This is a genomic window from Mesorhizobium sp. ANAO-SY3R2, assembly GCF_042466635.1.
GTDB lineage: Bacteria > Pseudomonadota > Alphaproteobacteria > Rhizobiales > Rhizobiaceae > Aminobacter.
Genome location: NZ_CP159955.1, coordinates 1,302,986 through 1,327,615, shown reverse-complemented (window position 1 = coordinate 1,327,615; position 24,630 = coordinate 1,302,986). Strand labels below are relative to the sequence as shown.

Genomic DNA, 24,630 nt, shown 5'->3' with positions numbered 1-24,630 from the left:
GGTCAGATTCCCTTGCCCGTCTCGACCTTCTTGACCTCGATCGCGGTAGCCGGTGTGCGAGCGACCTGAGCGGGAATGCTCTGGCGCTTGACATTCGGCTTGTGGCGCAACGTCAGCACGATGGCGCCGATCATGGCGACCAGCAGGACAAGGCCGGCGATCTGGAAGAAGTAGATGTAATCTGTGTAAAGGATGTCGCCGAGCGCAGCAGTATTGTGGCGCGTAGCGATATCAGGTGTCGGCTGCGCGACCGCCGTTGCGAGCTTCGGTGCGAATGCATAACCGCCTGCCACCACGATCAGTTCAGCCGCCAGGATCAGGCCGATCAGCGCGCCGATCGGAGCGTATTGCAGCGCGCCCGACTTGAGTTCTGCGAAGTCGACGTCGAGCATCATGACGACGAACAGGAACAGCACCATGACTGCGCCGACGTAGACGACGAGCAGGATCAGCGCCAGGAACTCGGCACCCGTCAACAGGAACAGGCCCGCGGCGTTGAAGAACGTCAGGATCAGGTAGAGCACCGAGTGAACCGGGTTGCGCGCCGAAATGACCATGAAGGCCGACGCCACCGCGATGAAGGCGAAGAGGTAGAAAAATACCGCTTCAAGTCCGTTGAGCATGGGTTCCCCCGGGTTTCCTTTCGGGCAGTACGCCTTTGCGCCCTGCCCTGTTCACGTCCTTGCTCCGCCTTCGAAGCCGGCCGCGCGTTCCTTAGACGAGCCGACTTGGCCCGTCCATTGTTCAAGCGTCAGCGATACGGCGCATCCATAGCGATGTTGCGCGCGATCTCGCGTTCCCAACGGTCGCCATTCGCCAGGAGCTTTTCCTTGTCGTAGTAAAGCTCCTCGCGCGTTTCCGTCGCGAATTCGAAGTTCGGCCCTTCGACGATGGCGTCGACCGGGCAAGCTTCCTGGCAGAAGCCGCAATAGATGCACTTCACCATGTCGATGTCGTAGCGCACCGTGCGGCGGGTGCCGTCGTTGCGGCGCGGGCCGGCCTCGATGGTGATGGCCTGCGCGGGGCAGATCGCCTCGCACAACTTGCAGGCGATGCAGCGCTCTTCGCCGTTGGGATAACGGCGCAGCGCATGCTCGCCACGGAAGCGCGGGCTGACCGGACCCTTTTCATTCGGGTAGTTCAGCGTCTCCTTGGGCGCGAAGAACTGGCGCATCGACAGGAAGAAGGCGCCGACGAAGTCCTTCAGCAGCAGCGACTTGGCGGCTTGAGCGAGAGCGGACATCAGGCGGCTCCGGTAAGCTTGAGTACGGCAGCGGTGGCCACGACCATGAACAGCGAGATCGGCAGGAACACTTTCCAGCCCAGGCGCATCAGCTGATCGTAGCGGTAGCGCGGCACGAAGGACTTCACCATGGCGAACATGAAGAACACCATGCAGACCTTGAGCACGAACCAGATCACGCCCGGCACCCAGGTGAAGGGCGCGAAGTCGAAGGGCGGCAGCCACCCGCCGAGGAACAGGATCGTCGTCAGCGCGCACATCAGCACGATCGCCACGTACTCACCGAGGAAGAACAGCAGGAATGGCGTCGACGAATATTCGATCATGTGACCGGCGACGAGTTCCGACTCGGCTTCCACCAGGTCGAAGGGCGGGCGGTTCGTCTCGGCGAGCGCCGAGATGAAGAAGATCACGAACATCGGGAACAGGACGAGCCAGTTCCAGTCGAGGAACGAGTTGGGCAGGCCAACATGCGTGCCGATGCCGCCCTGCTGCGACATGACGATGTCGGTCAGGTTGAGCGAACCGGCAGTCAGCAACACGGTGACGATAACGAAGCCGATCGACACTTCATAGGACACCATCTGTGCGGCCGAACGCAGCGCGCCGAGGAACGGGTATTTCGAATTCGATGCCCAGCCGCCCATGATCACGCCATAGACCTCGAGCGAGGAAATGGCGAAGACATAGAGGATGCCGACATTGATGTTGGCAATGGCCCAGCCTTCGCTGACCGGGATCACCGCCCAGGCCGCGATTGCCAGCACCGCCGAGACGACCGGGGCAAGCAGGAACACGCCCTTGTTGGCGCCTGAGGGGATCACCGGCTCCTTGAAGACGAACTTCAAAAGATCGGCGAAGGCCTGCAGCAGGCCCCACGGGCCGACGACGTTCGGGCCGCGGCGCAGCTGCACGGCCGCCCAGATCTTGCGGTCGGCATAGAGGATATAGGCGACGAAGATCAGCAGGACGACGATCAGGACGACCGACTTCAGCAGGATGATCAGCGCCGGCAGGACGTAGAAGGAGAAAAAGGTATCCATGACAGCCCTTACTCCGCCGCCTGCTTGAAGCCGTTCTTGGCCAGTGCCGAACATTCGGCCATCACCGCCGACGCCCGGGCGATCGGGTTGGTGAGGTAGAAATCCTTCACCACGGAGGTGAAGGCGCCCTTGTTCAGCCGGCCGCCGAGCTTGGCGACCTTTGCGATGTCATCATTGTCGCCGGCATCGATGTGGTCGATGCGGGCAAGATGCGGGAACTCCGCATAGAGCTTGGCGCGCAGCTGCTGCAGCGAATCGAAGGGCAGCTTGTGGCCGAGCACGTCGGACAGAGCCCTCAGGATCGCCCAGTCTTCCTTGGCCTCGCCCGGCGCGAAGCCGGCGCGGTTCGTCTGCTGCACCCTGCCCTCGGTGTTGACATAGGTGCCCGACTTCTCGGTGTAGGCAGCCGCCGGCAGGATGACGTCAGCGCGGTGGGCGCCTGCGTCGCCATGCGTGCCGACATAGACCACGAAGGCATTGCCGGTCTTGGCCATGTCGAGTTCGTCGGCGCCGAGCAGGAACAGCACGTCGGTGTCGCCGAGCATCGCAGCCACGTCCATGCCCCCCTCGCCCGGCACAAAGCCGATGTCGAGGCCGCCGACGCGGGCTGCCGCGGTGTGCAGCACGGCAAAGCCGTTCCAGTCCGGCCGGCTCGCCTTGACGGCGTCGGCGAGCTTGGCCGCCTGGCCGAGCACGGCAGCACCGTCCGAACGCGCGATCGCGCCCTGGCCGACGATGATCAGCGGATGGGAAGCCTTCTTGAGAACCGAGAAGAACTTGCCGTTGCCTTCGACGAGATCCTTCAGCGTTTCCGGGCCCGAGCCCAACTGCTCGTAGTCGTAGCGCGTGTCGCCGATCTCGCCGATGACGGCGACCGGTACATTCGCTGCGCGCCAGTGCTTGCGGATGCGGGCGTTGAGCACTGAAGCCTCGAAGCGCGGATTGGCGCCGATGATGAGGATGGCGTCGGCTTTCTCGATGCCCTCGATGGTCGGGTTGAAGATGTAGCTGGCACGGCCGAGCGACGGGTCGAGCGCGGCACCATCCTGGCGGCAGTCGACGTTGTTCGAGCCGAGCGAGGTGATCAGGCCCTTGAGCGCATACATCTCCTCGACGGTGGCCAGATCGCCGGCAATCGCGCCGATACGGTCGGCCGAGGTCTTGGCAACAGCGCCCTTGATCGCCGCGAAGGCTTCAGCCCAGGTCGCGGGTGCAAGGCGGCCATTGTGGCGCACATAGGGGCGGTCGAGGCGCTGCGTGCGCAGGCCGTCCCAGATGAAACGGGTCTTGTCGGAGATCCACTCCTCGTTCACCGCCTCGTTGATGCGCGGCATGATGCGCATCACTTCGCGGCCTCTGGAGTCGACGCGGATGGCCGAACCCACGGCATCCATCACGTCGATGGATTCGGTCTTGGTCAGCTCCCACGGACGCGCCTGGAAGGCATAGGGCTTCGAGGTCAACGCGCCGACCGGGCACAGGTCGATGACGTTGCCCTGCAGCTCGGAGGTCATCGCCTGCTCGAGATAGGTGGTGATCTCGGCGTCTTCGCCGCGGCCGATCAGGCCGAGCTCGGAAATGCCGGCGACTTCGGTGGTGAAACGGACACAGCGCGTGCAGTGGATGCAGCGCGTCATGATCGTCTTGACCAGCGGACCGATATACTTGTCCTCGACCGCGCGCTTGTTCTCATTGTAGCGCGAACCATCGAGGCCGAAGGCCATCGCCTGGTCCTGCAGGTCGCATTCGCCGCCCTGGTCGCAGATCGGGCAGTCGAGCGGATGGTTGATGAGCAAGAACTCCATCACGCCTTCGCGGGCCTTCTTGACCATCGGCGTATTGGTGAAGATCTCGGGCGCCTCGCCATTCGGGCCGGGACGCAGGTCGCGCACGCCCATGGCGCAGGATGCCGCCGGCTTGGGCGGTCCGCCCTTCACCTCGACAAGGCACATGCGGCAGTTGCCGGCAATCGACAACCGCTCGTGGAAACAGAAGCGCGGCACTTCCGCGCCAGCCTCTTCTGCCGCCTGCAGCAGCGTATAGTGGTCGGGTACCGAAATCTCTTTCCCGTCGACCTTAAGCTTTGCCATAGCGCCTCAAATCCCGCGGATGATCCGCATTCCGTCCTGCAGAAAGCGCAGCTTGCGCTGCGCCCTCAAATCCTCAGTTCACTTGCCTGCGGCAAGTTTGGCCGCCTGCCCTATCCAGTCATCGCGTCCGATCCGGCCCTTGAAGCCGAGATAGTCGTCCGCCCAGGCAACCTCTTCATCCGTCCAGGCCGCGATCTGGCCATAAGTCCAGATGCCCTGCCCGTTCAACACCTGCTCCAGCTTCGGCCCGATGCCGGCGATCGCCTTGAGATCGTCAGGCGCTTCCGGCTTCGCAATCGCCGGCGGCTGCCTGAAATCCTCGGGCTGCAGCACCGCTGCTCCCTTGGCTCCCGCACCAACGGCGGCCTTCTTCCTGGCCTCGGCCGTCTCCAGCCTGCGTGCCAGCGTCTTGACCTCGGCGATCAGCGACGCTGCCGTGACCTCGGCCTTTTTCGACGCCGAGCGCTCCAACGGCTTCACGTCAAAAGCACCGGCGAAATCGCCGAAGTCCTGCGAGAGCATCCGTTGCGCTGTCCCGGAAACGCCGGCGACAGCCCCCATCCACACGCCCATGGCGTGGCTGGCAAGGCCGAAGCCGAGTGCAGAAGCGGCAGCGACGCCGGCAGCAGGGTGCGCCAGGAGATTTGCCGCTCCGGCAAGCTCCTTCGGCAGCATCGCCGCGAAGTCCCTGTTCATCTGCTCCAAACGTTCCATTTCAGACACTGCAACTTCGGGAATGGAAAATGTCGACATCGGTAGCCCCTTGTCGCCTTCGCCGTTCGCCTTTGCCTCGTCGTTTCCTGTTTCGCCTCGGGCCTTAGGCCCGCACTTTCTGTTTCCGTTTACTCTGCCGCCACAAGCACCGGCTCGGCGCGATGCGCGTTACGCGAGAACTCGTCGATGCGCCGCTCGATTTCCGGGCGGAAGTTGCGGATCAGGCCCTGGATCGGCCATGCGGCCGCGTCACCCAGAGCGCAGATCGTGTGGCCTTCCACCTGCTTGGTGACGTCGAGCAGCATGTCGATCTCGCGCTTGTGCGCTTCGCCGCGCACCAGACGCTCCATGACCCGCCACATCCAGCCGGTGCCTTCACGGCACGGCGTGCACTGGCCGCAGCTCTCGTGCTTGAAGAAGTAGCTGAGACGCGCGATCGCCTTCACGATGTCGGTCGACTTGTCCATGACGATCACGGCTGCCGTGCCGAAGGACGACTTGCGCTCGCGCAGGCCGTCGAAATCCATCGGGCAGTCGATAATGTCCTCGGCCTTGACGACCGGGCAGGACGCGCCGCCGGGGATGACCGCAAGCAGGTTGTCCCAGCCACCGCGGATGCCGCCGCCGTGCTTTTCGACCAACTCGCGGAAGGTGATGCCCATGGCCTCTTCGACCGTGCAGGGCGTGTTCACATGGCCGACCAGCATGAACAGCTTAGTGCCGACATTGTTCGGCCGTCCGATGGACGAGAACCAGGCCGCACCGCGACGCAGGATGGTTGGGGCGACCGCAATCGACTCGACGTTGTTGACCGTCGTCGGGCAGCCATAGAGGCCTACGTTCGCCGGGAATGGCGGCTTGAGGCGCGGCTGGCCCTTCTTGCCCTCGAGGCTTTCCAGCAGCGCGGTTTCCTCGCCGCAGATATAGGCGCCGGCGCCGTGATGGACGTAGATTTCGAAGTCGTAGCCGTTCTTGTTGTTCTTGCCGATCAGCTTGGCGTCATAGGCCTCGTCGATGGCCCGCTGCAGCGCCTCGCGCTCGCGGATGAACTCGCCACGCACATAGATGTAGGCGGCAACCGCGCCCATGGCGAAACCGGCAAGCAGGCAGCCCTCGACCAGCGTGTGCGGGTCGTTGCGCAGGATGTCGCGGTCCTTGCAGGTGCCGGGCTCGGATTCGTCGGCATTGACGACGAGATAGGACGGCCGGCCGTCGCTGGTCTTGGGCATGAACGACCACTTGAGACCAGTCGGGAAGCCGGCGCCACCACGGCCGCGCAGGCCCGACGCCTTCATCTCGTCGATGATCCAGTCACGGCCTTTTTCGATGATGCCGGCGGTGCCATCCCAGGCGCCACGCGACATCGCCCCAGCCAGCGACTTGTCGAAGCGGCCGTAGATGTTGGTGAAAATGCGGTCCTTGTCCTCAAGCATGTTCTTGCTCCTCAGACCGGCTTCTTGCCGGGGGCCTTGGCCTTTGCCGGCGCGGAATCAACAAGCTGCGACGCGGTTGCAGCCGGAGCGGTCGCGGCAGCCTTCGCAGCCTTCGACGCGGCCTTGGCATCCTTGTCACGGGTGCTCTTCAGGACCGACTTTTCGTCCACGAGCGAGGTGAACCCGGTCAGCGGCGCGGAATAGAAGCGACCGGTCTGCGGACCCGGCTTCACCTGGTCGCCCTTGCCCGCCTCGAACAGGTCAATGATCTCGGCCAGGCGTTCGGGGGTCAGGTCCTCGTAGGTGTCCTTGAAGATCATGACCATCGGCGCATTCACGCAGGTGCCCTGGCACTCGACCTCTTCCCACGACAGCGTGCCCGCCGCGTTGGTGTGGAACTGGTCGTGATGGATCTTGGAGCGGCATACATCGATCAGCTCTTGCGAGCCGCGCAGCATGCAAGGCGTGGTGCCGCAGACCTGCACATGGGCGCGCGTGCCGACCGGCTGTAGCTGGAACTGGGTGTAGAAAGTCGCCACTTCCAGCGCGCGGATATAGGGCATGCCGAGCATGTCGGCGACGTGCTCGATCGCCGCCCTGGTGACCCAGCCTTCCTGTTCCTGCGCCAGCATCAGCAGCGGGATCACCGCCGACTGTTCGCGGCCCTTGGGGTACTTCTTGATCCAGGTCTTGGCCTGCGCCGTGAACGCCTTGTTGAAGGCGAATGAGGCGGGCTGGACGCTGGCTTCTGCGAGACGGCGGACTGACATTTAGCGGTCGACCTCACCAAACACGATATCGAGGGAGCCGAGAACGGCCGAGATATCCGCCAGCATGTGGCCGCGGCACAGGAAATCCATCGCCTGGAGATGGGCGAAGCCCGGTGCGCGCAGCTTGCAGCGGTACGGCTTGTTGGTGCCGTCGGAAACCAGATAGACGCCGAATTCGCCCTTGGGCGCCTCTACGGCTGCGTAAACCTCGCCGGCCGGAACGCGATAGCCTTCGGTGTAGAGCTTGAAGTGATGGATCAAGGATTCCATCGAACGCTTCATCGCGGCGCGCTTCGGCGGAACCACCTTGCCGTCCATGTTGGAGACGGGGCCGGTGCTTTCCTTGCCGAGCAGAAGATCGACGCACTGGCGAATGATCTTTGCCGACTGGCGCATCTCTTCCATACGGATCAGATAGCGGTCGTAGCAGTCGCCGTTCTTGCCGATCGGAATGTCGAAATCCATCTCCGAATAGCATTCGTAGGGCTGGCTCTTGCGCAGGTCCCAGGCAGCGCCCGAACCGCGAACCATCACACCCGAGAAGCCCCAGGCCCAGGCGTCATCGAGCGACACCACACCGATGTCGACGTTGCGCTGCTTGAAGATGCGGTTCGGCGTCAGGAGATCGTCGAGATCATCGACCGACTTGAGGAACGGATCGACCCACTTGCCGATGTCCTCAACCAGCTTCTGCGGCAGGTCCTGATGCACGCCGCCCGGGCGGAAATAGGCCGCATGCATGCGCGAGCCGCTGGCGCGTTCGTAGAACACCATCAGTTTTTCGCGCTCGACAAAGCCCCAGAGCGGCGGCGTCAGAGCACCGACGTCCATGGCCTGCGTCGTCACGTTGAGGATGTGCGACATGATGCGGCCGATTTCGCTGTAGAGAACGCGAATGATCTGGCCGCGCTTCGGCACCTCGACGCCAAGCAGACGCTCGACGCCAAGGGCAAAGGCATGCTCCTGGTTCATCGGCGCGCAATAATCAAGACGGTCGAGATAGGGCACGGCCTGCAGGTAGGTCTTGGCCTCCATCAGCTTTTCGGTGCCGCGGTGCAGCAGGCCGATATGCGGATCGACGCGGTCGACGACTTCGCCATCCAGCTCGAGCACCAGGCGCAGCACGCCGTGCGCCGCCGGATGCTGCGGGCCGAAGTTGATGTTGAAATTGCGGACGGAGGTTTCAGCCATTTCGGCGCCTCAATTCGTCTTGGCTTTTTCGTCGCCCGGAAGCACGTATTCGGTGCCTTCCCAGGGAGACAAAAAGTCGAAATTGCGGAATTCCTGCTTGAGCTCGACCGGCTCGTAGACGACGCGCTTCTGCTCGTCGTCGTAGCGAACCTCGACGAAGCCGGTGAGCGGGAAGTCCTTGCGCAGCGGATGGCCTTCGAAGCCGTAGTCCGTCAGCAGGCGACGCAGGTCCGGATGGCCGGAGAACAGGATGCCGTACATGTCATAGGCTTCGCGCTCGAACCAGTCGGCGCCCGGATAAACCGAAGTCACCGACGGCACCGGAGTGTCTTCATCCGTGCTGATCTTGATGCGAATGCGGAGGTTCTGGCGCGGCGACAAGAGATGATAGACGACATCGAAGCGCTTGCGGCGCTGCGGATAGTCGACACCAGCCACATCAATGAAGGAAACGAACTGGCACTGCACGTCGTCGCGCAGGAAAGTCAGCACATCGACGATGTCGGCAGCCTTCACCGTCAGCGTCAACTCGCCATAGACGATGACGCTTTCTTCGATGTCGGCATCGAGCTTTTCCGCAATGTAAGCGGCAAGGTCGTTCAGGGCTTCACTCATCTGGGATCACCGCTCGATGGTGCCGGTGCGGCGGATCTTTTTCTGCAGCAGGAGAATGCCGTAGAGAAGCGCCTCAGCCGAGGGAGGGCAACCGGGAACATAGATGTCGACAGGCACGACCCGGTCGCAGCCGCGCACCACGGAATAGGAATAGTGATAGTAGCCGCCGCCATTGGCGCACGAGCCCATGGAGATGACGTAACGAGGCTCCGGCATCTGGTCGTAGACCTTGCGCAGTGCGGGAGCCATCTTGTTGGTCAGGGTGCCGGCAACGATCATGATGTCGGACTGGCGCGGTGAAGCGCGCGGTGCGATGCCGAACCGCTCGCTGTCATAGCGCGGCATGGCCGAGTGAATCATCTCGACCGCGCAGCAAGCCAGACCGAAGGTCATGTACATCAGCGAACCGGTACGGGCCCAGGTGATGAGCGCCTCGGACGAGGTAACGAGAAAGCCCTTGTCGGCCAACTCGTTGTTGATCTCGCCGAAGAAGGCGTCGTCAGAACCGATGGGCTTGCCGGTGTTCGGATCGATGATGCCTTTCGGCTTCGGTGCGATCAGGGTGCCGGAGGCGTCGTTCAATCCCATTCCAGCGCTCCCTTTTTCCACTCATAGATAAAGCCGATGGTCAGCACGGCCAGGAAGACCATCATCGACCAGAAGCCGAGCATGCCGATCTCGCCGAAGGACACAGCCCACGGGAACAGGAAGGCAACTTCGAGGTCGAAGATGATGAACAGGATGGACACCAGGTAGAAGCGGATGTCGAACTTCATGCGGGCATCGTCGAACGAGTTGAAGCCGCACTCGTAGGCAGACAGCTTTTCCGGATCCGGACTGCGGTAGGCAACCAGGAAGGGCGCCACGATAAGGGCTATGCCAACCACGAGCGCCACACCGATGAAAATCACGATGGGCAGATACGAACTCAAGAGAGCGTTCATGCTGCGAATTCCGTTGGTGGCCAATCCACCCAGAATTACAGCACGGGGTCCGTTTCCGGAAGCGCGACGCAAGATCGTCGCCTCGGACGAACGGTCGTGCTGCAACGCGGCGACGGTTAGCGCAGGCGGTCGGGCGAAGCAAGCCCAACCTTGTCCGAAAGGTGGCAAAGCGCACCGCTGGACCAAAATCCTGCGTGGATGACTCGCGTTTTATTTCTTTCTATTTTTACTCCACTTTACACTCCTGACAAGTCCTGGACCGCGGTCCTGCTAGCATCTGCAGCAAGAACTGATTCCACTGCCCTTGCGTCATCCACCTTGAGACTGCGATAGCTTGCCGCAATGAAGGAAAAACTCTCGCTTTCCGCCGCCCGCCGCGTTGCTTTGGCGGCCCAGGGTTTTGCCGACCCACGCCCTTCGGGTGCCATCACCCGACGGCACCTGCAGCGCGTGCTCGACCGAACCGGCCTGTTCCAGATCGACTCGGTCAGTGCCGTGGTCCGCGCACACTACATGCCGCTTTATTCGCGCCTCGGGCCCTACCCCATGGCGCTGCTCGACGAGGCGATGCAGTCGCGCAAGCGCCTGACATTCGAATACTGGGCGCATGAAGCCTCGCTGCTGCCGCTCGACACCTGGCCTCTGATGCGCTGGCGCATGGAACGCGCCGCCAATCACGACGGCATGTATGGCGGCCTGACCAAATTCGGCCGCGACAACAAAACCTATATCGACGAGATTTTTCGCCAGGTCGTCGATCGCGGGCCGATCGCCGCGTCCGACATAGAAGGAGCGAAAGGCTCCGGCGGCTGGTGGGGCTGGAGCCGCGAAAAACACGCCTTCGAATGGCTGTTCTGGGCCGGCCGCATCACCACCCATTCGCGCCGCGGCTTCGAGCGGCTCTATGATCTGCCCGAGCGCGTGCTGCCGGCGGCCATATATGATCGCCCCGTTCCTGCCCCGGCCGATGCCCAGCGCGAACTGCTGCGAATCTCCGCCCGCGCCCATGGCGTGGCGACCGCCGCCTGTTTGCGCGATTACTTCCGCCTGTCCCCAGCCGACATGAAAGGCCGCATCGAAGAACTGGTCGATTCGAGCGAACTGATTCCCGTGCGCGTCGAGGGCTGGGACAGGCAGGCCTATCTGCATGCCGAGGCGCGCATTCCGCGCAAGGTGCAGGCACGCGCGCTACTCGCGCCATTCGATCCGCTGGTCTTCGAACGTTCCCGCGCCGAAAGCCTGTTCGGCTTCCGCTATCGCATCGAAATCTACACGCCGGCGGAAAAGCGCCAGTACGGCTATTATGTGCTGCCGTTCCTGCTCGGCGAGCGCATCGTCGCCCGTATCGACCTCAAGGCCGACCGGCCGGCAGGCGTCCTGCGCGTCCATGCCGCCTATTCAGAGCCCTGCGCCCCATCGGAAACGGCTGCCGAACTCCATGAAGAACTGGAGCAGATGCGCGCCTGGCTCGGCCTCGAACGCATTGAGGTAACGCCAGCCGGCGACCTCGGGCCGGCGCTTCGCGACATTGCGGGTCGCTCGCTTGCGTTGACTCCTCCCCTCACGAAAGCCTAAATCGCCATCAGACGGTCCTTCGCCCGCAACGGCGGAGGCTAAGAGGGAATGCGGTGCGGCGCTTTGGCGTCAAATCCGCGGCTGTCCCCGCAACTGTAAGCGACGAGCCAAGGCCGGTAACCACTGGGATGTACTCCCGGGAAGGCGGTGCGAAGGCGACGACTCGCGAGCCAGGAGACCTGCCGTCTGCAACATTGATCCGATCGCCTGGCGGGTGTCCCAGGCAAGGAGCCTGGTATTTTGGAACTCGACGACAATCCCTCGGTCGAAATTGGGGACGCATCCAGCGGTGACGCCGACACGCGCGCAGCTGCGGTGACGATTCTCGTCTGCTCGTCCTGCCGCGACGAAACCGGCTCGGATGCGCATCCCCGCGCCGGCACCCGACTGGCCGAAGATGCCAGGCTTGCGGCCAGCGGCGAAAATATCGCCGTGCGCAGCGTCGAGTGTCTCGGCAATTGCAAGCGCCGCCTGAGTGCGGCCCTCATTCGCAATGGTTCGTGGAGCTACGTCTTCGGCGATCTCAGGGTCACATCGGGCGAAGACCTCGTCACCGGGGCAAAACTCTTTTCCACCTCGACCGATGGCCTGATCCCGTGGCGCGGCCGTCCCGACAGTCTCAAGCGCGGCCTCATCGCGCGCATCCCCCCACTTGCACTCATCAAGGAAAACAAATGACCGCCTCCGTCGAACGCGTTCCCTGCACCGTCGTCACCGGCTTTCTCGGCGCCGGCAAGACGACGCTGATCCGCAACCTGCTCGAAAATTCGAAGGGCAAGCGCCTCGCCATCATCGTCAACGAGTTCGGCGATGTCGGCATCGACGGCGAAATCCTGAAGGGTTGCGGCATCGACACCTGTCCAGAAGAAAACATCGTAGAACTGGCCAATGGCTGCATCTGCTGCACCGTGGCTGATGATTTCGTGCCCGCGCTCGACCAGATCCTGGCACGCACGCCGCGCGTCGACCACATCCTGATCGAGACCTCCGGCCTCGCACTGCCCAAGCCGCTGGTCCAGGCCTTCCAATGGCCGTCCGTCAAGAGCCGCGTCACCGTCGACGGTGTCATCGCCGTGGTCGACGGTGCAGCACTCGCGGACGGCAAGGTCGCTTCCGACATGGACGCGCTCGCCGCCCAGCGTAGCGCCGATGATTCGCTCGACCATGACGATCCGGTCGAGGAGGTGTTCGAGGACCAGGTCGCCTGCGCCGACCTCATCATTCTGTCGAAGAGCGATCTGCTCGACGCCAACGGCCATGCCCGCGCCAACGCCATCATCGGCGAGCACCTTGCGCGCGCGGTCAAGATCGTGCCGACAGCACTCGGCAAGGTCGATCCCTCCGTTCTGCTCGGCCTCGGCCTCGCCGTCGAGGACGACATCGAAAATCGCAAGACCCATCACGACGGCGCTTTCGACCACGAGCACGACGACTTCGACACCTTCGTCATCGATATCCCCTCGATCGCCCATCCCGATGAACTGGCCAAGCGCGTCGCCACCGCAGCCGAAGAAGAAAACGTGCTGCGCGTGAAGGGCTTCGTCGAGGTCGGCGGCAAGCCGATGCGCCTGCTGGTCCAGGCCGTCGGCCCGCGCGTCAACCACTATTACGACCGCGCCTGGACGGCCGAGGACGACCGCCGCTCGCGCCTGGTCGTGATCGGTCTCAAGGGGCTCGACCGCCCGGCCATCGAGCGCATTCTGGTAGGCTAGGCCGGATGCACATCCTCACCACCACCTCCGCCTCGCTCGACGATCTCATCGAGCCAGTCGATCTGCGGCAGCAGCCGGCGGATGTGGTGGCGCTGTCCTTCACCGACAGCGACCTGGCCGGCCTCGCCAGCGCCTGGAAGGCTGACGCCGAACGCCTCCCCTCGATGCGTCTCGCCAGCCTGCGCGACCTCAGGCATCCAATGTCGGTCGATCTCTGGATCGATAGCGTGGCTGCGCACGCCAAGGTGATTCTGGTTCGCATCCTCGGCGGCTATGACTGGTGGCGCTACGGCTGCGACCGGCTTGCCGCAATCGCGCGTGAAAAAGGCATCGCGCTCGCCCTGTTGCCCGGCGAAAGCCATGTCGCCGATATCAGGCTGATCGAGGGCTCGACCTTGCCGCACGCCGAACTCGACGCGTTGCTTGGCTATTTCCGACAGGGCGGGCCGGAGAACATGAAGGCGCTGGTCGCGCGGCTCGCGGGGCTGGCTGGTGGCAGCTGCACCGCAGTCGCGCCGGTGTCCGTGCCGAAAGCGGGTTTCTACGGTCCGGCCCGGGGCGTGATCGAAGCGCCAGCCCTTTACCTCCCCTCTTGTGGGCAGGGTAACACCCCTATCGTCCCGATCATCTTCTACCGCTCGATGTTGCTGGCCGCCGATGTCGCGCCCATCGATGCGCTGGTCGAAGCGCTGAGGGCACAAGGCCTGCGCCCTGCTCCGATCTTCGTGTCGAGCCTGAAAGACAAGGAATCGCTCGCCTTCGTCGAGAAGGCGCTTTCGCAACTCGCCCCCTCGGCCATCGTCACCGCCACAGCCTTCGCGGCAGGCGCCGAGCCTAGTGCCGAAACCCTGTTCGACCGCGCCGGCGTCCCCGTGTTCCAGGTTATCGTCGCCACCACCCGCCGCGAGGCATGGAAGGGCAGTCCGCGTGGGTTGGCCCCCGCCGATCTTGCCATGCATGTCGTCATGCCCGAACTCGATGGCCGCATCCTTGCCGGCGCCATCTCCTTCAAGGCGGAGAGCGAACTCGATCCCGCACTTGGCTTCCGCGCCGTCGTCAACCGACCTGAGTTGGACCGCGTAGAGCAGGTCGCTACCCGCATCGCCGCCCACCTGCGCTTGCAGCGCGCGCCGCGCGACAAACGCAAGCTCGCGATCCTCATCCCCGACTATCCCAGTGCCCCCGGGCGCACCGGCTACGCCGTAGGCCTCGACGTGCCCAATAGCGTGCTGGCCATGCTGCACGACCTGAAGGAAGCGGGTTATGCGGTTGAACGGATTCCCGAAACTCCGCGCGCACTGCTCGACCTGATCGAGGCCGGCGGGCATGGCCTGGCGCTTGAAGACTATGAGGTCATTTCCTCGGAATTGCCCGCCGAAGCACGTGAGACCATACTGTCCGCTTGGGGCCCGCCGAAGGCGGAGGCAACGGACAATATGTTTCCCTTCCGCGCCGCGACCTTCGGCAATGTCACGGTGGCCCTTGCCCCCGATCGCGGCCGCTCGGCCGACCGCCGCGCCGATTACCACGACCCGTCGCTGCCGCCGCGCCATACGCTGCTCGCCTTCGGACTGTGGCTGCAGAAGTCGCTCGGCATCCACGCGATCATCCATGTCGGGGCGCATGGCACGCTCGAATGGCTGCCGGGCAAGACGGTCGCTCTGAGCCAGACCTGCTTCCCCGAGATCGTCACCGGTTCACTGCCGGTGATCTATCCCTTCATCGTCTCCAATCCTGGCGAAGCCGCCCAGGCCAAGCGCCGCATTGCCGCCGTGACCCTCGGCCATTTGCCACCGCCGCTTACCGCTGCCGGACTCGACGAAAACCAGCACAGGCTCGAGCGACTGGTCGACGAATATGCCCAAGCCGACGGTCTCGACCGTCGCCGCCGCGACCGGCTGGCCAGGCTGATCGTCGAGACGGCGGCACAAACCGGCCTTGCCGCCGAGGCCGGCGTCGCCAGGACCGACGCACCTGACGAAGCGTTGCGCCGCATCGATGCCTGGCTCTGCGACCTCAAGGATTTCGCCATCAAGGACGGCCTGCATATCTATGGCCGCGCCATTGACGGCGAGGCCGACGCGATGCGCCGTCTGAGTGCTGCTGGAGAACGGGATGGGCTGATCGCCGCCCTCGACGGTCGCCACGTCAAGGCCGGGCCATCAGGCGCGCCAGCACGCGGCCGCACCGACGTTCTGCCGACGGGGCGCAACCTGTTCACCTCCGACCCGCGCACCATGCCGACGCCGACGGCTTTCGATCTCGGCAAGGCAGCCAGCGACGAGATCATGCGCAGCTATCTGCAGGGCCACGGCGAATGGCCGCGCGCACTGGTCATCGACTTGTGGGGCAGCGCCTCCTTGCGCACCGGCGGCGAGGAGATCGCGCAAGGGTTGGCGCTGATGGGCTGCCGGCCGCAATGGGACGCCGCCACCGGCCGCGTTACCGGCATCGAAGTGCTGCCGCCGGCAGCGCTCGGCCGCCCGCGCGTCGACGTTACCTGGCGCATATCTGGCCTGTTCCGCGACATGTTCCCGACCCAGATCGCATTGATCGACGCCGCTGCGCGCGCAGTTGCCGCCCGCGACGAGGACGATTCGGAAAACCCGCTCGCCGCCAGCGCCCGCGCAGCCGGCAGGATCGAGCCGCGCATCTTCGGCTCCTCGCCCGGAACTTACGGCGCGGGCCTCGAAGACCTGCTTTCCAGCGGCGACTGGAGCGCGCGGGAAGACCTCGGCCGCGCCTACCTCGACGCAGCCTCTCATGCCTATGGCGGCGCCGAGGGCGAAGGCATCTCCGCGCCGGGCGCCTTTGCCGGCCGTATCGCCGAAGCCGATCTTTTGGTCCACACCGGCGACGACCCCGGCCGCGACATCCTCGAGGGCTCGGCCGACGTCGCCTTCATCGGCGGCTTTTCAGCCGCTGTTGCCGCACTCGGCAGGAACGCCGACGTCATCGTGCTCGACACCACGGACCCGCAAAGGCCCCGCCCCCGCTCGGTGACCGAGGCCGTCGGCCGAGTCGTGCGTGCCCGCGCCATCAATGCCCGCTTCATTGAGGGACAGATGCGCCACGGCCCACGCGGCGCCTCGGAGTTCGCCGAGACCGTCGACAGACTGATCGGCTTTGCTGAAACCACCAATGCCATTCCAGGTGCCCTGATCGAGGCCGTCCACGAAGCCTATGTCGGCGATGAAGCCGTGCGCGCCTTCATGCTGCGCGAGAATCCGGCGGCAGCGAAATTCATCGCCGAGCGTTTTGCAACCGCCCGTCGGCGCGGCCTGTGGCATCCCTTGCGCAATTCGATCGATGACGATCTCGCCGCCCTGATCGCCGAAGCCTCGGCAAAGGAGGTCGCGGCATGACGACCTTCTCACGACGCGGTGCCTGCCCCGCGCTCTCGGCGCCGATGCAGACCGGCGACGGCCTGCTGGTGCGGCTCAATCCTCTGACTGGCGAAATCGCGCCCAAAACACTGATCGGGTTGTGCGAATCCGCCCTTCGCCACGGCAACGGCATCGTCGAGGTCACCGCGCGCGGCAGCATCCAGATCAGGGGCCTGACGGCTGAAAGTGCAGCGCTGCTCGCCGCCGAGGTCGATGCACTCGGCATCGCCGTCCGCACCGGCGTGCCCGTGGATACGAGCCCGCTCGCCGGCATCGATCCGGCAGAGATCGCCGATCCGCGACCTTTGGCGGAGACGATCCGGGCCGGCATCGCCAAGGCCGGCCTCGTCGAACGTCTCGGCCCGAAGGTCTCCGTGGTGGTCGATGGTCGTGGGCAAATCGGGCTCGGAGCTGTGATGGGCGATGTCCGGCTGGTGGCCGCCGACGCCATGCGCTGGCGGCTGTCAGTTGGTGGCGACGAGAAGGCCGCGACGTTTGTCGGCGAATTCGATGCCGATGCGGCCGCTACCGCCACGCTCGATATTCTGAAGGCCGTCGCGGAATTGGGGCGCCAAAGTCGTGCCCGCGATGTCGGCCTAGCAACGGTACATTCGGCAATTGAAGGGTCTGAGAGGTCTCATTCCGTCCCGCCCCCCTCTGTCCTGCCGGACATCTCCCCCACAAGGGGGGAGATCGGCAGCTTCGCCGGTTCCGCTTGTCTTGGAACTTTGCCGATAGGCGAAAGCGCAGATGCAGGCCTGATCTCCCCCCTTGTGGGGGAGATGTCCGGCAGGACAGAGGGGGGCGCGAATGAACTCAACTTCACCGACACGGCCACTCTCAAAGCTACTGATTCAAATTCTGAGCACTCTCCTGCAACCGATTCATCCCCCATCGGAATCCTCCAGCTAGGCGATAGCCAAATCACCCTCGGCATAGCCCTGCCCTTCGGCTCCGTCGACGCCGCAACGCTGGTTGCCTTCTGCGAATGCGCCATCGAATGCGGCGCAACCGGCATCCGCCCTGCACCGGGCAGAAGCCTGCTCCTCGTGGGCCTCGACCAGCCTGCCGCAGAAGCCCTGACTGACACGGCAAACAACCTCGGCCTCGTCACCGCCCCCACCGATCCGCGTATCCGCATCGCTGCCTGTCCCGGCGCGCCGGCCTGTGCATCCGGCATGATCGCCGCCCGCGACGTCGCCGCTGAAATAGCACAAACGCTCGGCCCAGCCCTCGACCCGACGCTGTCGCTACATGTCTCCGGCTGCGCCAAGGGCTGCGCCCATCCTGGGGTCGCCGCCCTCACCATCGTCGGTGACGAAAAAGGCGCGGCATTTGTCGTCGGCGGAACGGCGAAGGGACTTCCGGCAACCTACACCGCAGGATATGAAGCCGCGCAAGGCGTTCGCCGACTTGCTGCACTCGTCGCCGCCGAGCGCCAACCGCACGAGGATGCCACCGCCTGCCTCGCCCGGCTTGGCGCCAAGCGCCTGGCGCAAGCGTTAGTACAAGGATGATCATGGCCGCCTACGACTATATCCACGATGGCATGGCCATCTATGAGCGCTCCTTCGCCATCATCCGCTCGGAAGCCGACCTTTCGCGCTTCTCCGAGGCGGAAGCGGATGTCGCGGTGCGCATGATCCATGCCTGCGGGCTGGTCGAGGCAGCACAGCATTTCGTCTTCTCGGAAAATTTTGTCTCGGCGGCGAGCAACGCGCTCAAGGCTGGCGCGCCGATCTTCTGCGACGCCGAGATGGTGGCGCGTGGCGTCACCCGCGCCCGCCTGCCTGCCGACAACGAGGTGATCTGCACGCTGCGCGACCCGCAGACGCCCGAGATCGCGCAAAGGATCGGCAACACCCGCTCGGCGGCGGCGATCGACCTGTGGGCCGAAAAGCTCGCGGGTTCCGTTGTCGCCATAGGCAACGCCCCGACCGCTCTCTTCTATCTGCTCGAAAAGCTGCACGACGGCGCGCCAAAGCCTGCCGCCATCATCGGCATGCCCGTCGGATTCGTCGGTGCTGCAGAATCCAAGGATGCGCTGGCCGAGAATTCTTACGGCGTGCCTTACGCCATCGTGCGCGGCCGCCTTGGCGGCAGCGCCATGACGGCGGCCGCACTCAACGCGCTTGCGAGGCCGGGCCTGTGACGACTGCTCCCAAAGGCCGCCTGATCGGCGTCGGCACCGGCCCGGGCGACCCCGAACTGTTGACCGTCAAGGCCGTGCGCGCGCTGGCCGAAGCCGACGTGATCGCGCATTTCGCCAAGCGCGGCAACAACGGCAACGCGCGCACCATCACCGACGCGCATTTCCGCGCTGATGTCATCGAACTGCCGCTGCTCTATCCGGTGACGACCGAGATCGACAAGGATCACCAAGACTATCGCGCGGCGATCACCGGCTTCTACGAAGAGTCGGCCCAAGCGGTAGCCGCCCATCTCGACCAGGGTCGCACTGTCGCAATCCTGTCCGAAGGCGACCCGCTGTTCTACGGCTCCTACATGCACCTGCATGTGCGCCTGTCGCATCTCTATCCGACCGAGGTCATCCCCGGCGTCACCGCCATGTCGGGCTGCTGGTCGCAGACCGGCGTGCCGATCGTGCAGGGCGACGACGTGCTATCGGTGCTGCCGGGCACCATGAACGAGTTCGAACTGACCCGCCGCCTCGCCGACACCGACGCCGCCGTCATCATGAAGGTCGGGCGCAACCTGCCCAAGATCCGCAAGGCGCTGGAAGCCACCAGCAAGCTCGACCGCGCCATCTATGTCGAGCGCGGCACCATGCCCGCCACGCAGCACATGAGGCTCGTGGACAAGGTCGACGACAAGGCGCCCTATTTCGCCATCGTGCTGGTGCCCGGCTGGGCCGGCAAGCCGGGAACAGAGAGATGAGCGGCCGTCTCCTTGTCATCGGCCTCGGGCCAGGCAATCCGGATCAGGTCACGCCGGAAGCCAGCAGAGCCGTCGCGGAAGCAAGCTTCTTTTACGGCTACAAGCCCTATCTCGACCGGCTGGAGCTACGCCCCGACCAGACCCGCGTCGCCTCCGACAATCGCGAAGAGATTTCACGCGCACAGGCAGCGCTTGAAATGGCAGCAAGCGGCCACAAGGTTGCAGTCGTGTCCGGCGGTGATCCCGGTGTCTTCGCCATGGCTGCGGCTATTTGCGAGGCCATCGAGGCCGGCCCCCGAGAATGGCGCGACATCGAGCTGTCAGTCGTGCCCGGCGTCACCGCCATGCTGGCAGTCGCCGCGCGTGTCGGCGCCCCGCTCGGCCATGATTTCTGCGCCATCAACCTGTCGGACAATCTGAAGCCGTGGGAGTTGATCGAGCGCCGGCTGATTGCCGCAGCCACCGCCGGCTTCGTCATTTCGCTGTATAACCCGATCAGCAAGGCGCGGCCTTGGCAGCTCGGCAGCGCGTTCGAGACGCTGCGGGCCCACCTGCCCGCTTCAACCCCTGTGATCTTCGGCCGCGCCGCCGGCCGGCCCGACGAGCGTATCGAAATATATACGCTGGCCGAAGCCGACGCGGCCAAGGCCGACATGGCGACCTGCGTCGTCATCGGCTCGCCTGAGACCCGCCTCATCGAACGCAACGGCAAGCGTCCTCTGGTCTACACGCCGCGCTTTTCCGCCGGAGCGAGCTGATGATCGACCATGGCGAGCAACGCGGCAACGGTGGGAGCGGAAGGCACGTCGGGCAGTTCCGGGCGGCGGAACAGGATCACTGCGATGCCCAACTCCCGCGCCGCCGCGATCTTGCCGTAGGTCGCCTGCCCGCCGCTGTTCTTGGAGACAATGGCGTCGATCTTTTGCGCCTCGAGCAGCGCCCGTTCATCGGCTTCGGCAAACGGCCCACGCGAAAGAATGTAAGCGGCATCGGGCACGCCGAGCGGCGGCTCGATCGGGTCGACGCTGCGGATGACATAGGCATGCTGCGGCGCGGTCGCGAAGGCGGCCACCTCCTGCCGGCCGAGCGCGAGGAAAACACGGCGCGGGTTGGCACCCAGCGCAGCCACGGCCTCGTCGGCATCGTCGACCAACGTCCAGTTGTCGCCAGCAACCGGCTCCCAGGCCGGGCGACGCAACGCCAGGATCGGCACGCCAGAAATGCGCGCCGCCTCCGCGGCATTGGCCGAGATGCGCGCCGCGTAGGGATGCGTCGCGTCGATCAGCAGATCGATCTTTTTCTCACCCAGCCAATCCGCCAAGCCTTCGGCGCCGCCGAAGCCGCCCACGCGCACCGGCACAGGCTGCTCGACCGGGTTTTCGGTGCGGCCGGCCATCGACAAGGTGATGTCGAGATCGGCACGCACAGCGAGCTTCGCCGCCAGCTGCCGCGCCTCGGTGGTTCCGCCCAGGATCAAAATGCGGTGGGTCATCATGCCTGCTGAGTTCAACGCGCCGGTGGAAAAATGGCTGACCGTGGTCGGCATCGGCGAGGACGGTGTAGCGGGTCTCGGCGACGAGGCCAAGCGGGCGATTTCGGCAGCGGGTCATGTCTTTGGCGGCAAGCGTCATCTGGCGCTCGCAAGCGATCTCATCCGCGGCAAAGCTCGCCACTGGCCGACGCCGTTCGACAGCGAGATGCGTGACCTGGTCGCCCTGCGCGGTGAAAACGTCTGCGTTCTAGCCTCGGGCGATCCGTTCCTGCACGGCGTCGGCGTTACCCTCACCCGCGCCCTGCCATCAACAGAGATGCGCGTGCTGCCCGCACCTTCCGCCTTCTCGCTCGCTGCTTCGCGGCTGGGCTGGGCGCTGCAGGACATCGAGACGATTTCGCTGCACGGCCACGCCATCGATCTCATCCGCCCGCTGCTGCAGCCCGCCGCCCGCATCCTTGCCCTTACATCAGATGGTGACGCACCCGCGGCTATCGCCCGCCTGATTGCCGAAGCCGGCTTCGGCGTGTCGCGGCTGACCGTGCTCGAAGCCCTCGGCGGCGAAAATGAATACCTGCGTACCTCGGTCGCGGCCGCCTTCGATCTCGAAAACATCAATCCCCTCAACGTCCTGGCTGTCGAGGTTGAATCAAGTTCAGAGGCAAGAGTCCAGCCGCTGGCCTGCGGCCTTGCCGACGATCTGTTCGAACACGACGGCCAGATCACCAAGCGCGAGATCCGCGCGGTCACCCTGTCCACGCTCGCCCCGCGCCGTGGCGAACTGTTGTGGGACATCGGGGCCGGCTCGGGTTCGATCTCGATCGAATGGATGCTCTGCCATCCCTCGCTGCGCGCCATCGCCATCGAAACCAATGCCGAACGCGCCGCCCGCATCGCGCGCAACGCGAGCGCCTGCGGGGTGCCCGGCCTGAGCATCGTGCATGGCGCGGCCCCCGCAGCTCTGGCCGGCCTACCTGCCCCACACGCCATCTTCATCGGTGGCGGCGGGAGCGAACCGGGCGTGTTCGACGCCGCGATTGCAGCCCTGCGCCCCGGCGGCCGCCTCGTAGCCAATGCCGTCACGCTCGAAATGGAAACCCTGCTGCTCGCGCGCCATGCCGCACTGGGTGGCGACCTCATCCGTCTTCAAGTCTCCCGCGCCGCCCCTGTTGGCAACATGACCGGCTGGCGGCCGGCGATGCCGGTCACGCAATGGAGTTGGGTGAAGCCATGATGATTGCAGGCATAGGCTGCCGCAAAGGTGTCGCCCCCGAAGACATCCTTTCGGCCATAGAAACAGCACTTGAAGCCCACGGGCTCGCCGTCACCGCGCTGTCGGCGCTCGCCACCGCATCTATCAAAAGCGGTGAACAGGCAATCCTTGCCGCCGGGCACCGGTTCGACCTTCCCGTCCTTGTCGTCGACGACGCCTCGCTCGCGGCCGCGGCATCCCGAACGCTGACTCGCTCCGAAGCATCGATCGAAGCCACCGGCTCGCCGTCCGTCTCCGAAGCTGCAGCGCTCGCAGCCGCCGGCGAAGGTTCGACTTTGATCGGGCCGCGAATCGTCGTCGGTCCGGCCACCTGCGCCATCGCCATCAGTGGAGCCCGCATTTGACCGTCCATTTCATCGGCGCCGGTCCCGGTGCGGCCGACCTCATCACCGTGCGCGGCGCAAAGCTACTGGCCGCCTGTCCGGTCTGCCTATATGCCGGCTCGATCGTCTCGCCGGAACTGTTGAGCTATTGCGCGCCCGATGCGAGGCTGATCGATACGGCCCCGATGTCACTCGACGAGATCGAGGCCGAATACGTTGCCGCCCACGCCGCCGGCCACGATGTCGCCCGCCTGCATTCGGGCGACCTTTCTGTGTGGAGCGCTGTCGCAGAGCAGATCAGGCGTCTGGAAAAGCACGGCATTCCCTACACGCTGACGCCGGGCGTGCCCTCCTTCGCCGCTGCAGCTGCAGCACTCAAGCGCGAACTGACCATTCCGGAAGTCGCCCAGAGCCTGGTGTTGACCCGCACCTCCGGCCGCGCCTCAAAAATGCCGCCCGGCGAGACGCTGGCCGGTTTCGGCCGCACCGGTGCGACGCTGGCAGTTCACCTGTCCATCCACGCCATTCACCAGGTCGTGGCAGAACTGACCCCGCACTATGGCGCGGAGTGCCCGGTGGCCGTTGTCTTCCGCGCATCCTGGCCGGATGAACGCATTGTCAGGGGCACGCTGGCGACCATTGCGGCAGAACTGGTCAAGGATCCGATCGAACGCACCGCCATCATTTTCGTCGGCCAGTCGCTGGCAGCGGAGGATTTTCGCGAAAGCTCTCTCTACGACGCCTATTATCAGCGCCGCTTCAGGGGCCGCGACGGGTTATGAGACGAGGCGAAGGGCGCATATCCCATCAACTCACCCTCACGGTTGAAGACGAGGATTTCGAGCGCGATATCGGGAGCGTTGAGAGCGTCCGCGGCCGTGCGCCAGGCCGCCTTGGCGATTGCATCGCCGATGCCAATGCCCGCCTTGTTGGCCTCGATGAAGGCTTCCGCCACAGTGTTTGCGCCACGGATACGCGTGGCAAGCGCCTCGTCCGCGCCGGCCTCGACCGCCACGGCTGCCAGCCCTTCAAGGTCGGCCGATCCCCGGCTCGAATGCACGTCGAGCAGGCCTTGCGACAGCTTGGTCATCTTGGCGACACCACCGGCGATGGTCACCTTGGGCACCGGATGGGCGCGGATGTATTTCAGCATGCCGCCGACGAAGTCGCCCATGTCGATCAGTTGCACCTCGTGCAAACCGTGGAACTTCTGCACCGCCATTTCGGAGGCGTTGCCGGTCGAGCCGGCGACATGGTCAAAGCCCATGGCGCGCGCCACGTCGACACCGCGATGGATGGAGTGAATCCAGGCAGAGCAGGAATAGGGAATGACGACGCCCGTCGTCCCGAGGATCGAAATGCCGCCAAGTATGCCGAGGCGCGGGTTCAGCGTCTTGAGCGCCATCTCCTCGCCGCCGGCGACGGAGATCTCCACCTCGAAATCGGCCCCCTCGCCGAAAACCTCGGCAACGGCACCAGCGATCATCTTGCGTGGCACCGGATTGATCGACGCCTCTCCCGGCGGGATCGGCAGGCCCGGCCGCGTCACAGTGCCGACGCCCTTGCCCGCCTTGAAGGTAATGCCGCTGCCTGGCCTGCCCGGACGCACCGTGCTCATCACCAGCGCGCCGTGAGTCACATCGGGGTCGTCGCCGGCGTCCTTGACGATGCCTGCCATCGCGGTGGCGTCCAGAATTTCGTTCCGCGCCAGCGCAAAGGCAACCGTGTTGCCGCCCGGCAGTACAATTTCCACCGGATCGGGATACGCGCCCGTCTTCAATGCGATACACGCCGCCTTGGTCGCGGCGGTTGCGCAGGCACCGGTGGTCCAACCACGACGCAGGGGAGCTTCTTCGGAGGGTGCTTGTTCGGCGGTCATGGCGCAACCTATAGGCTTGGCGACGCCCCGCGTCATCGTCGAAAGCGGC

General features: G+C 64.7%; 23 protein-coding genes, 1 pseudogene and 1 riboswitch. Of the genes and pseudogenes, 11 read left to right on the top strand and 13 right to left on the bottom strand.

Annotated features, from left to right (window positions below; genetic code table 11):
- Positions 1-2: 2 nt before the first annotated feature.
- The 11 genes and pseudogenes from ABSY17_RS11160 to ABSY17_RS11110 form a co-directional block, all read right to left on the bottom strand.
- A complete protein-coding gene (locus tag ABSY17_RS11160) occupies positions 3-623 on the bottom strand; it encodes an NADH-quinone oxidoreductase subunit J (RefSeq protein ID WP_378950254.1) in 621 nt (206 codons plus the stop codon).
- A 128-nt stretch (positions 624-751) separates the two neighbouring features.
- Positions 752-1,243 carry an NADH-quinone oxidoreductase subunit NuoI gene (nuoI, locus tag ABSY17_RS11155; RefSeq protein WP_378950252.1) on the bottom strand — a complete coding sequence of 164 codons (492 nt, stop codon included), beginning with the start codon at positions 1,241-1,243 and terminating at the stop codon, positions 752-754.
- Positions 1,243-2,286 (bottom strand): NADH-quinone oxidoreductase subunit NuoH, encoded by a 1,044-nt coding sequence (gene nuoH / locus ABSY17_RS11150; protein ID WP_378950250.1) that lies wholly within the window; start codon positions 2,284-2,286, stop codon positions 1,243-1,245. Before nuoH ends, nuoI begins: the two co-directional genes overlap by 1 nt.
- A gap of 8 nt (positions 2,287-2,294) precedes the next feature.
- Entirely contained in the window at positions 2,295-4,376 is a 2,082-nt protein-coding gene (gene nuoG, locus ABSY17_RS11145) for an NADH-quinone oxidoreductase subunit NuoG (RefSeq protein ID WP_378950248.1), read from the bottom strand.
- Positions 4,377-4,454: 78 nt separating this feature from the next.
- Positions 4,455-5,072 (bottom strand): NADH-ubiquinone dehydrogenase, encoded by a 618-nt coding sequence (locus ABSY17_RS11140; protein WP_378950246.1) that lies wholly within the window; start codon positions 5,070-5,072, stop codon positions 4,455-4,457.
- 146 nt (positions 5,073-5,218) lie between these two features.
- A complete protein-coding gene (gene nuoF / locus ABSY17_RS11135; protein ID WP_378950244.1) occupies positions 5,219-6,523 on the bottom strand; it encodes an NADH-quinone oxidoreductase subunit NuoF in 1,305 nt (434 codons plus the stop codon).
- A 29-nt stretch (positions 6,524-6,552) separates the two neighbouring features.
- A pseudogene (gene nuoE / locus ABSY17_RS11130) lies at positions 6,553-7,293 on the bottom strand (NADH-quinone oxidoreductase subunit NuoE); the annotation flags it as partial.
- Positions 7,294-8,484 (bottom strand): NADH-quinone oxidoreductase subunit D, encoded by a 1,191-nt coding sequence (locus ABSY17_RS11125; protein ID WP_378950242.1) that lies wholly within the window; start codon positions 8,482-8,484, stop codon positions 7,294-7,296.
- Between the two features lie 9 nt (positions 8,485-8,493).
- The gene (locus ABSY17_RS11120; RefSeq protein WP_378950240.1) at positions 8,494-9,099 is read right to left on the bottom strand and encodes an NADH-quinone oxidoreductase subunit C; all 606 of its coding nucleotides are present in this window, start codon (positions 9,097-9,099) and stop codon (positions 8,494-8,496) included.
- Positions 9,100-9,105: 6 nt separating this feature from the next.
- A complete protein-coding gene (locus ABSY17_RS11115; RefSeq protein ID WP_378950238.1) occupies positions 9,106-9,687 on the bottom strand; it encodes a NuoB/complex I 20 kDa subunit family protein in 582 nt (193 codons plus the stop codon).
- The gene (locus ABSY17_RS11110) at positions 9,678-10,043 is read right to left on the bottom strand and encodes an NADH-quinone oxidoreductase subunit A (RefSeq protein WP_378950236.1); all 366 of its coding nucleotides are present in this window, start codon (positions 10,041-10,043) and stop codon (positions 9,678-9,680) included. Before ABSY17_RS11110 ends, ABSY17_RS11115 begins: the two co-directional genes overlap by 10 nt.
- Positions 10,044-10,385: 342 nt before the next feature.
- Here ABSY17_RS11110 and ABSY17_RS11105 point away from each other — a divergent pair, with 342 nt between their 5' ends.
- From ABSY17_RS11105 to ABSY17_RS11070, 8 genes are all read left to right on the top strand, one after another.
- A complete protein-coding gene (locus ABSY17_RS11105; RefSeq protein WP_378950235.1) occupies positions 10,386-11,618 on the top strand; it encodes a winged helix-turn-helix domain-containing protein in 1,233 nt (410 codons plus the stop codon).
- A riboswitch (cobalamin riboswitch) is annotated at positions 11,614-11,820 on the top strand. Its footprint overlaps the gene before it by 5 nt.
- Positions 11,821-11,858: 38 nt before the next feature.
- Positions 11,859-12,296 carry a DUF1636 family protein gene (locus ABSY17_RS11100; RefSeq protein ID WP_378950233.1) on the top strand — a complete coding sequence of 146 codons (438 nt, stop codon included), beginning with the start codon at positions 11,859-11,861 and terminating at the stop codon, positions 12,294-12,296.
- Positions 12,293-13,330, top strand: a complete 1,038-nt coding sequence (gene cobW, locus ABSY17_RS11095; RefSeq protein ID WP_378950231.1) for a cobalamin biosynthesis protein CobW — start codon at positions 12,293-12,295, stop codon at positions 13,328-13,330. The genes ABSY17_RS11100 and cobW overlap by 4 nt, the downstream gene beginning before the upstream one ends.
- A 5-nt stretch (positions 13,331-13,335) precedes the next feature.
- The gene (gene cobN / locus ABSY17_RS11090) at positions 13,336-16,695 is read left to right on the top strand and encodes a cobaltochelatase subunit CobN (RefSeq protein ID WP_378950229.1); all 3,360 of its coding nucleotides are present in this window, start codon (positions 13,336-13,338) and stop codon (positions 16,693-16,695) included.
- Complete coding sequence (cobG, locus tag ABSY17_RS11085) at positions 16,692-18,233, top strand: precorrin-3B synthase (RefSeq protein ID WP_378950227.1); 1,542 nt, start codon at positions 16,692-16,694, stop codon at positions 18,231-18,233. The genes cobN and cobG overlap by 4 nt, the downstream gene beginning before the upstream one ends.
- 2 nt (positions 18,234-18,235) lie before the next feature.
- Positions 18,236-18,868, top strand: coding sequence for a precorrin-8X methylmutase (locus ABSY17_RS11080; RefSeq protein ID WP_378950225.1), 633 nt, complete (start codon positions 18,236-18,238; stop codon positions 18,866-18,868).
- Positions 18,865-19,614, top strand: a complete 750-nt coding sequence (locus ABSY17_RS11075) for a precorrin-2 C(20)-methyltransferase (protein WP_378950223.1) — start codon at positions 18,865-18,867, stop codon at positions 19,612-19,614. Before ABSY17_RS11080 ends, ABSY17_RS11075 begins: the two co-directional genes overlap by 4 nt.
- A complete protein-coding gene (locus tag ABSY17_RS11070) occupies positions 19,611-20,372 on the top strand; it encodes a precorrin-3B C(17)-methyltransferase (protein WP_378950221.1) in 762 nt (253 codons plus the stop codon). Before ABSY17_RS11075 ends, ABSY17_RS11070 begins: the two co-directional genes overlap by 4 nt.
- Here ABSY17_RS11070 and ABSY17_RS11065 read toward each other — a convergent pair.
- On the bottom strand, positions 20,339-21,106 hold the full coding sequence (locus tag ABSY17_RS11065; RefSeq protein ID WP_378950219.1) for a cobalt-precorrin-6A reductase: 768 nt from the start codon (positions 21,104-21,106) through the stop codon (positions 20,339-20,341). The two genes, ABSY17_RS11070 and ABSY17_RS11065, sit on opposite strands and share 34 nt — an antisense overlap.
- Before the next feature lies 1 nt (position 21,107).
- Here ABSY17_RS11065 and cbiE point away from each other — a divergent pair, with 1 nt between their 5' ends.
- The 3 genes from cbiE to cobM are packed head-to-tail and all read left to right on the top strand — an operon-like array spanning position 21,108 to position 23,484.
- Positions 21,108-22,340 carry a precorrin-6y C5,15-methyltransferase (decarboxylating) subunit CbiE gene (cbiE, locus tag ABSY17_RS11060; RefSeq protein WP_378950217.1) on the top strand — a complete coding sequence of 411 codons (1,233 nt, stop codon included), beginning with the start codon at positions 21,108-21,110 and terminating at the stop codon, positions 22,338-22,340.
- Complete coding sequence (locus ABSY17_RS11055) at positions 22,337-22,723, top strand: cobalamin biosynthesis protein (RefSeq protein WP_378950216.1); 387 nt, start codon at positions 22,337-22,339, stop codon at positions 22,721-22,723. Before cbiE ends, ABSY17_RS11055 begins: the two co-directional genes overlap by 4 nt.
- Positions 22,720-23,484 carry a precorrin-4 C(11)-methyltransferase gene (gene cobM / locus ABSY17_RS11050; protein WP_378950214.1) on the top strand — a complete coding sequence of 255 codons (765 nt, stop codon included), beginning with the start codon at positions 22,720-22,722 and terminating at the stop codon, positions 23,482-23,484. Before ABSY17_RS11055 ends, cobM begins: the two co-directional genes overlap by 4 nt.
- Here the strand turns inward: cobM and ABSY17_RS11045 are convergent.
- Positions 23,451-24,581 (bottom strand): cobalt-precorrin-5B (C(1))-methyltransferase, encoded by a 1,131-nt coding sequence (locus ABSY17_RS11045; RefSeq protein WP_378952598.1) that lies wholly within the window; start codon positions 24,579-24,581, stop codon positions 23,451-23,453. The two genes, cobM and ABSY17_RS11045, sit on opposite strands and share 34 nt — an antisense overlap.
- Positions 24,582-24,630 lie beyond the last annotated feature (49 nt).

Bases quoted from the DNA above. Each gene is read 5' to 3' on its own strand.
- cobW (WP_378950231.1), top strand. From the start codon at position 12,293: ATGACCGCCTCCGTCGAACGCGTTCCCTGCACCGTCGTCACCGGCTTT.
- ABSY17_RS11070 (WP_378950221.1), top strand. From the start codon at position 19,611: ATGAGCGGCCGTCTCCTTGTCATCGGCCTCGGGCCAGGCAATCCGGAT.
- nuoF (WP_378950244.1), bottom strand. From the start codon at position 6,523: ATGCTTGAGGACAAGGACCGCATTTTCACCAACATCTACGGCCGCTTC.
- ABSY17_RS11110 (WP_378950236.1), bottom strand. From the start codon at position 10,043: ATGAACGCTCTCTTGAGTTCGTATCTGCCCATCGTGATTTTCATCGGT.
- cobG (WP_378950227.1), top strand. From the start codon at position 16,692: ATGACGACCTTCTCACGACGCGGTGCCTGCCCCGCGCTCTCGGCGCCG.
- cobN (WP_378950229.1), top strand. From the start codon at position 13,336: ATGCACATCCTCACCACCACCTCCGCCTCGCTCGACGATCTCATCGAG.
- ABSY17_RS11045 (WP_378952598.1), bottom strand. From the start codon at position 24,581: ATGACCGCCGAACAAGCACCCTCCGAAGAAGCTCCCCTGCGTCGTGGT.
- cbiE (WP_378950217.1), top strand. From the start codon at position 21,108: ATGCCTGCTGAGTTCAACGCGCCGGTGGAAAAATGGCTGACCGTGGTC.
- ABSY17_RS11055 (WP_378950216.1), top strand. From the start codon at position 22,337: ATGATGATTGCAGGCATAGGCTGCCGCAAAGGTGTCGCCCCCGAAGAC.
- nuoH (WP_378950250.1), bottom strand. From the start codon at position 2,286: ATGGATACCTTTTTCTCCTTCTACGTCCTGCCGGCGCTGATCATCCTG.
- ABSY17_RS11115 (WP_378950238.1), bottom strand. From the start codon at position 9,687: ATGGGATTGAACGACGCCTCCGGCACCCTGATCGCACCGAAGCCGAAA.
- nuoI (WP_378950252.1), bottom strand. From the start codon at position 1,243: ATGTCCGCTCTCGCTCAAGCCGCCAAGTCGCTGCTGCTGAAGGACTTC.
- ABSY17_RS11140 (WP_378950246.1), bottom strand. From the start codon at position 5,072: ATGAACAGGGACTTCGCGGCGATGCTGCCGAAGGAGCTTGCCGGAGCG.
- ABSY17_RS11160 (WP_378950254.1), bottom strand. From the start codon at position 623: ATGCTCAACGGACTTGAAGCGGTATTTTTCTACCTCTTCGCCTTCATC.
- nuoG (WP_378950248.1), bottom strand. From the start codon at position 4,376: ATGGCAAAGCTTAAGGTCGACGGGAAAGAGATTTCGGTACCCGACCAC.
- ABSY17_RS11080 (WP_378950225.1), top strand. From the start codon at position 18,236: ATGGCCGCCTACGACTATATCCACGATGGCATGGCCATCTATGAGCGC.
- ABSY17_RS11065 (WP_378950219.1), bottom strand. From the start codon at position 21,106: ATGACCCACCGCATTTTGATCCTGGGCGGAACCACCGAGGCGCGGCAG.
- ABSY17_RS11125 (WP_378950242.1), bottom strand. From the start codon at position 8,484: ATGGCTGAAACCTCCGTCCGCAATTTCAACATCAACTTCGGCCCGCAG.
- ABSY17_RS11105 (WP_378950235.1), top strand. From the start codon at position 10,386: ATGAAGGAAAAACTCTCGCTTTCCGCCGCCCGCCGCGTTGCTTTGGCG.
- ABSY17_RS11120 (WP_378950240.1), bottom strand. From the start codon at position 9,099: ATGAGTGAAGCCCTGAACGACCTTGCCGCTTACATTGCGGAAAAGCTC.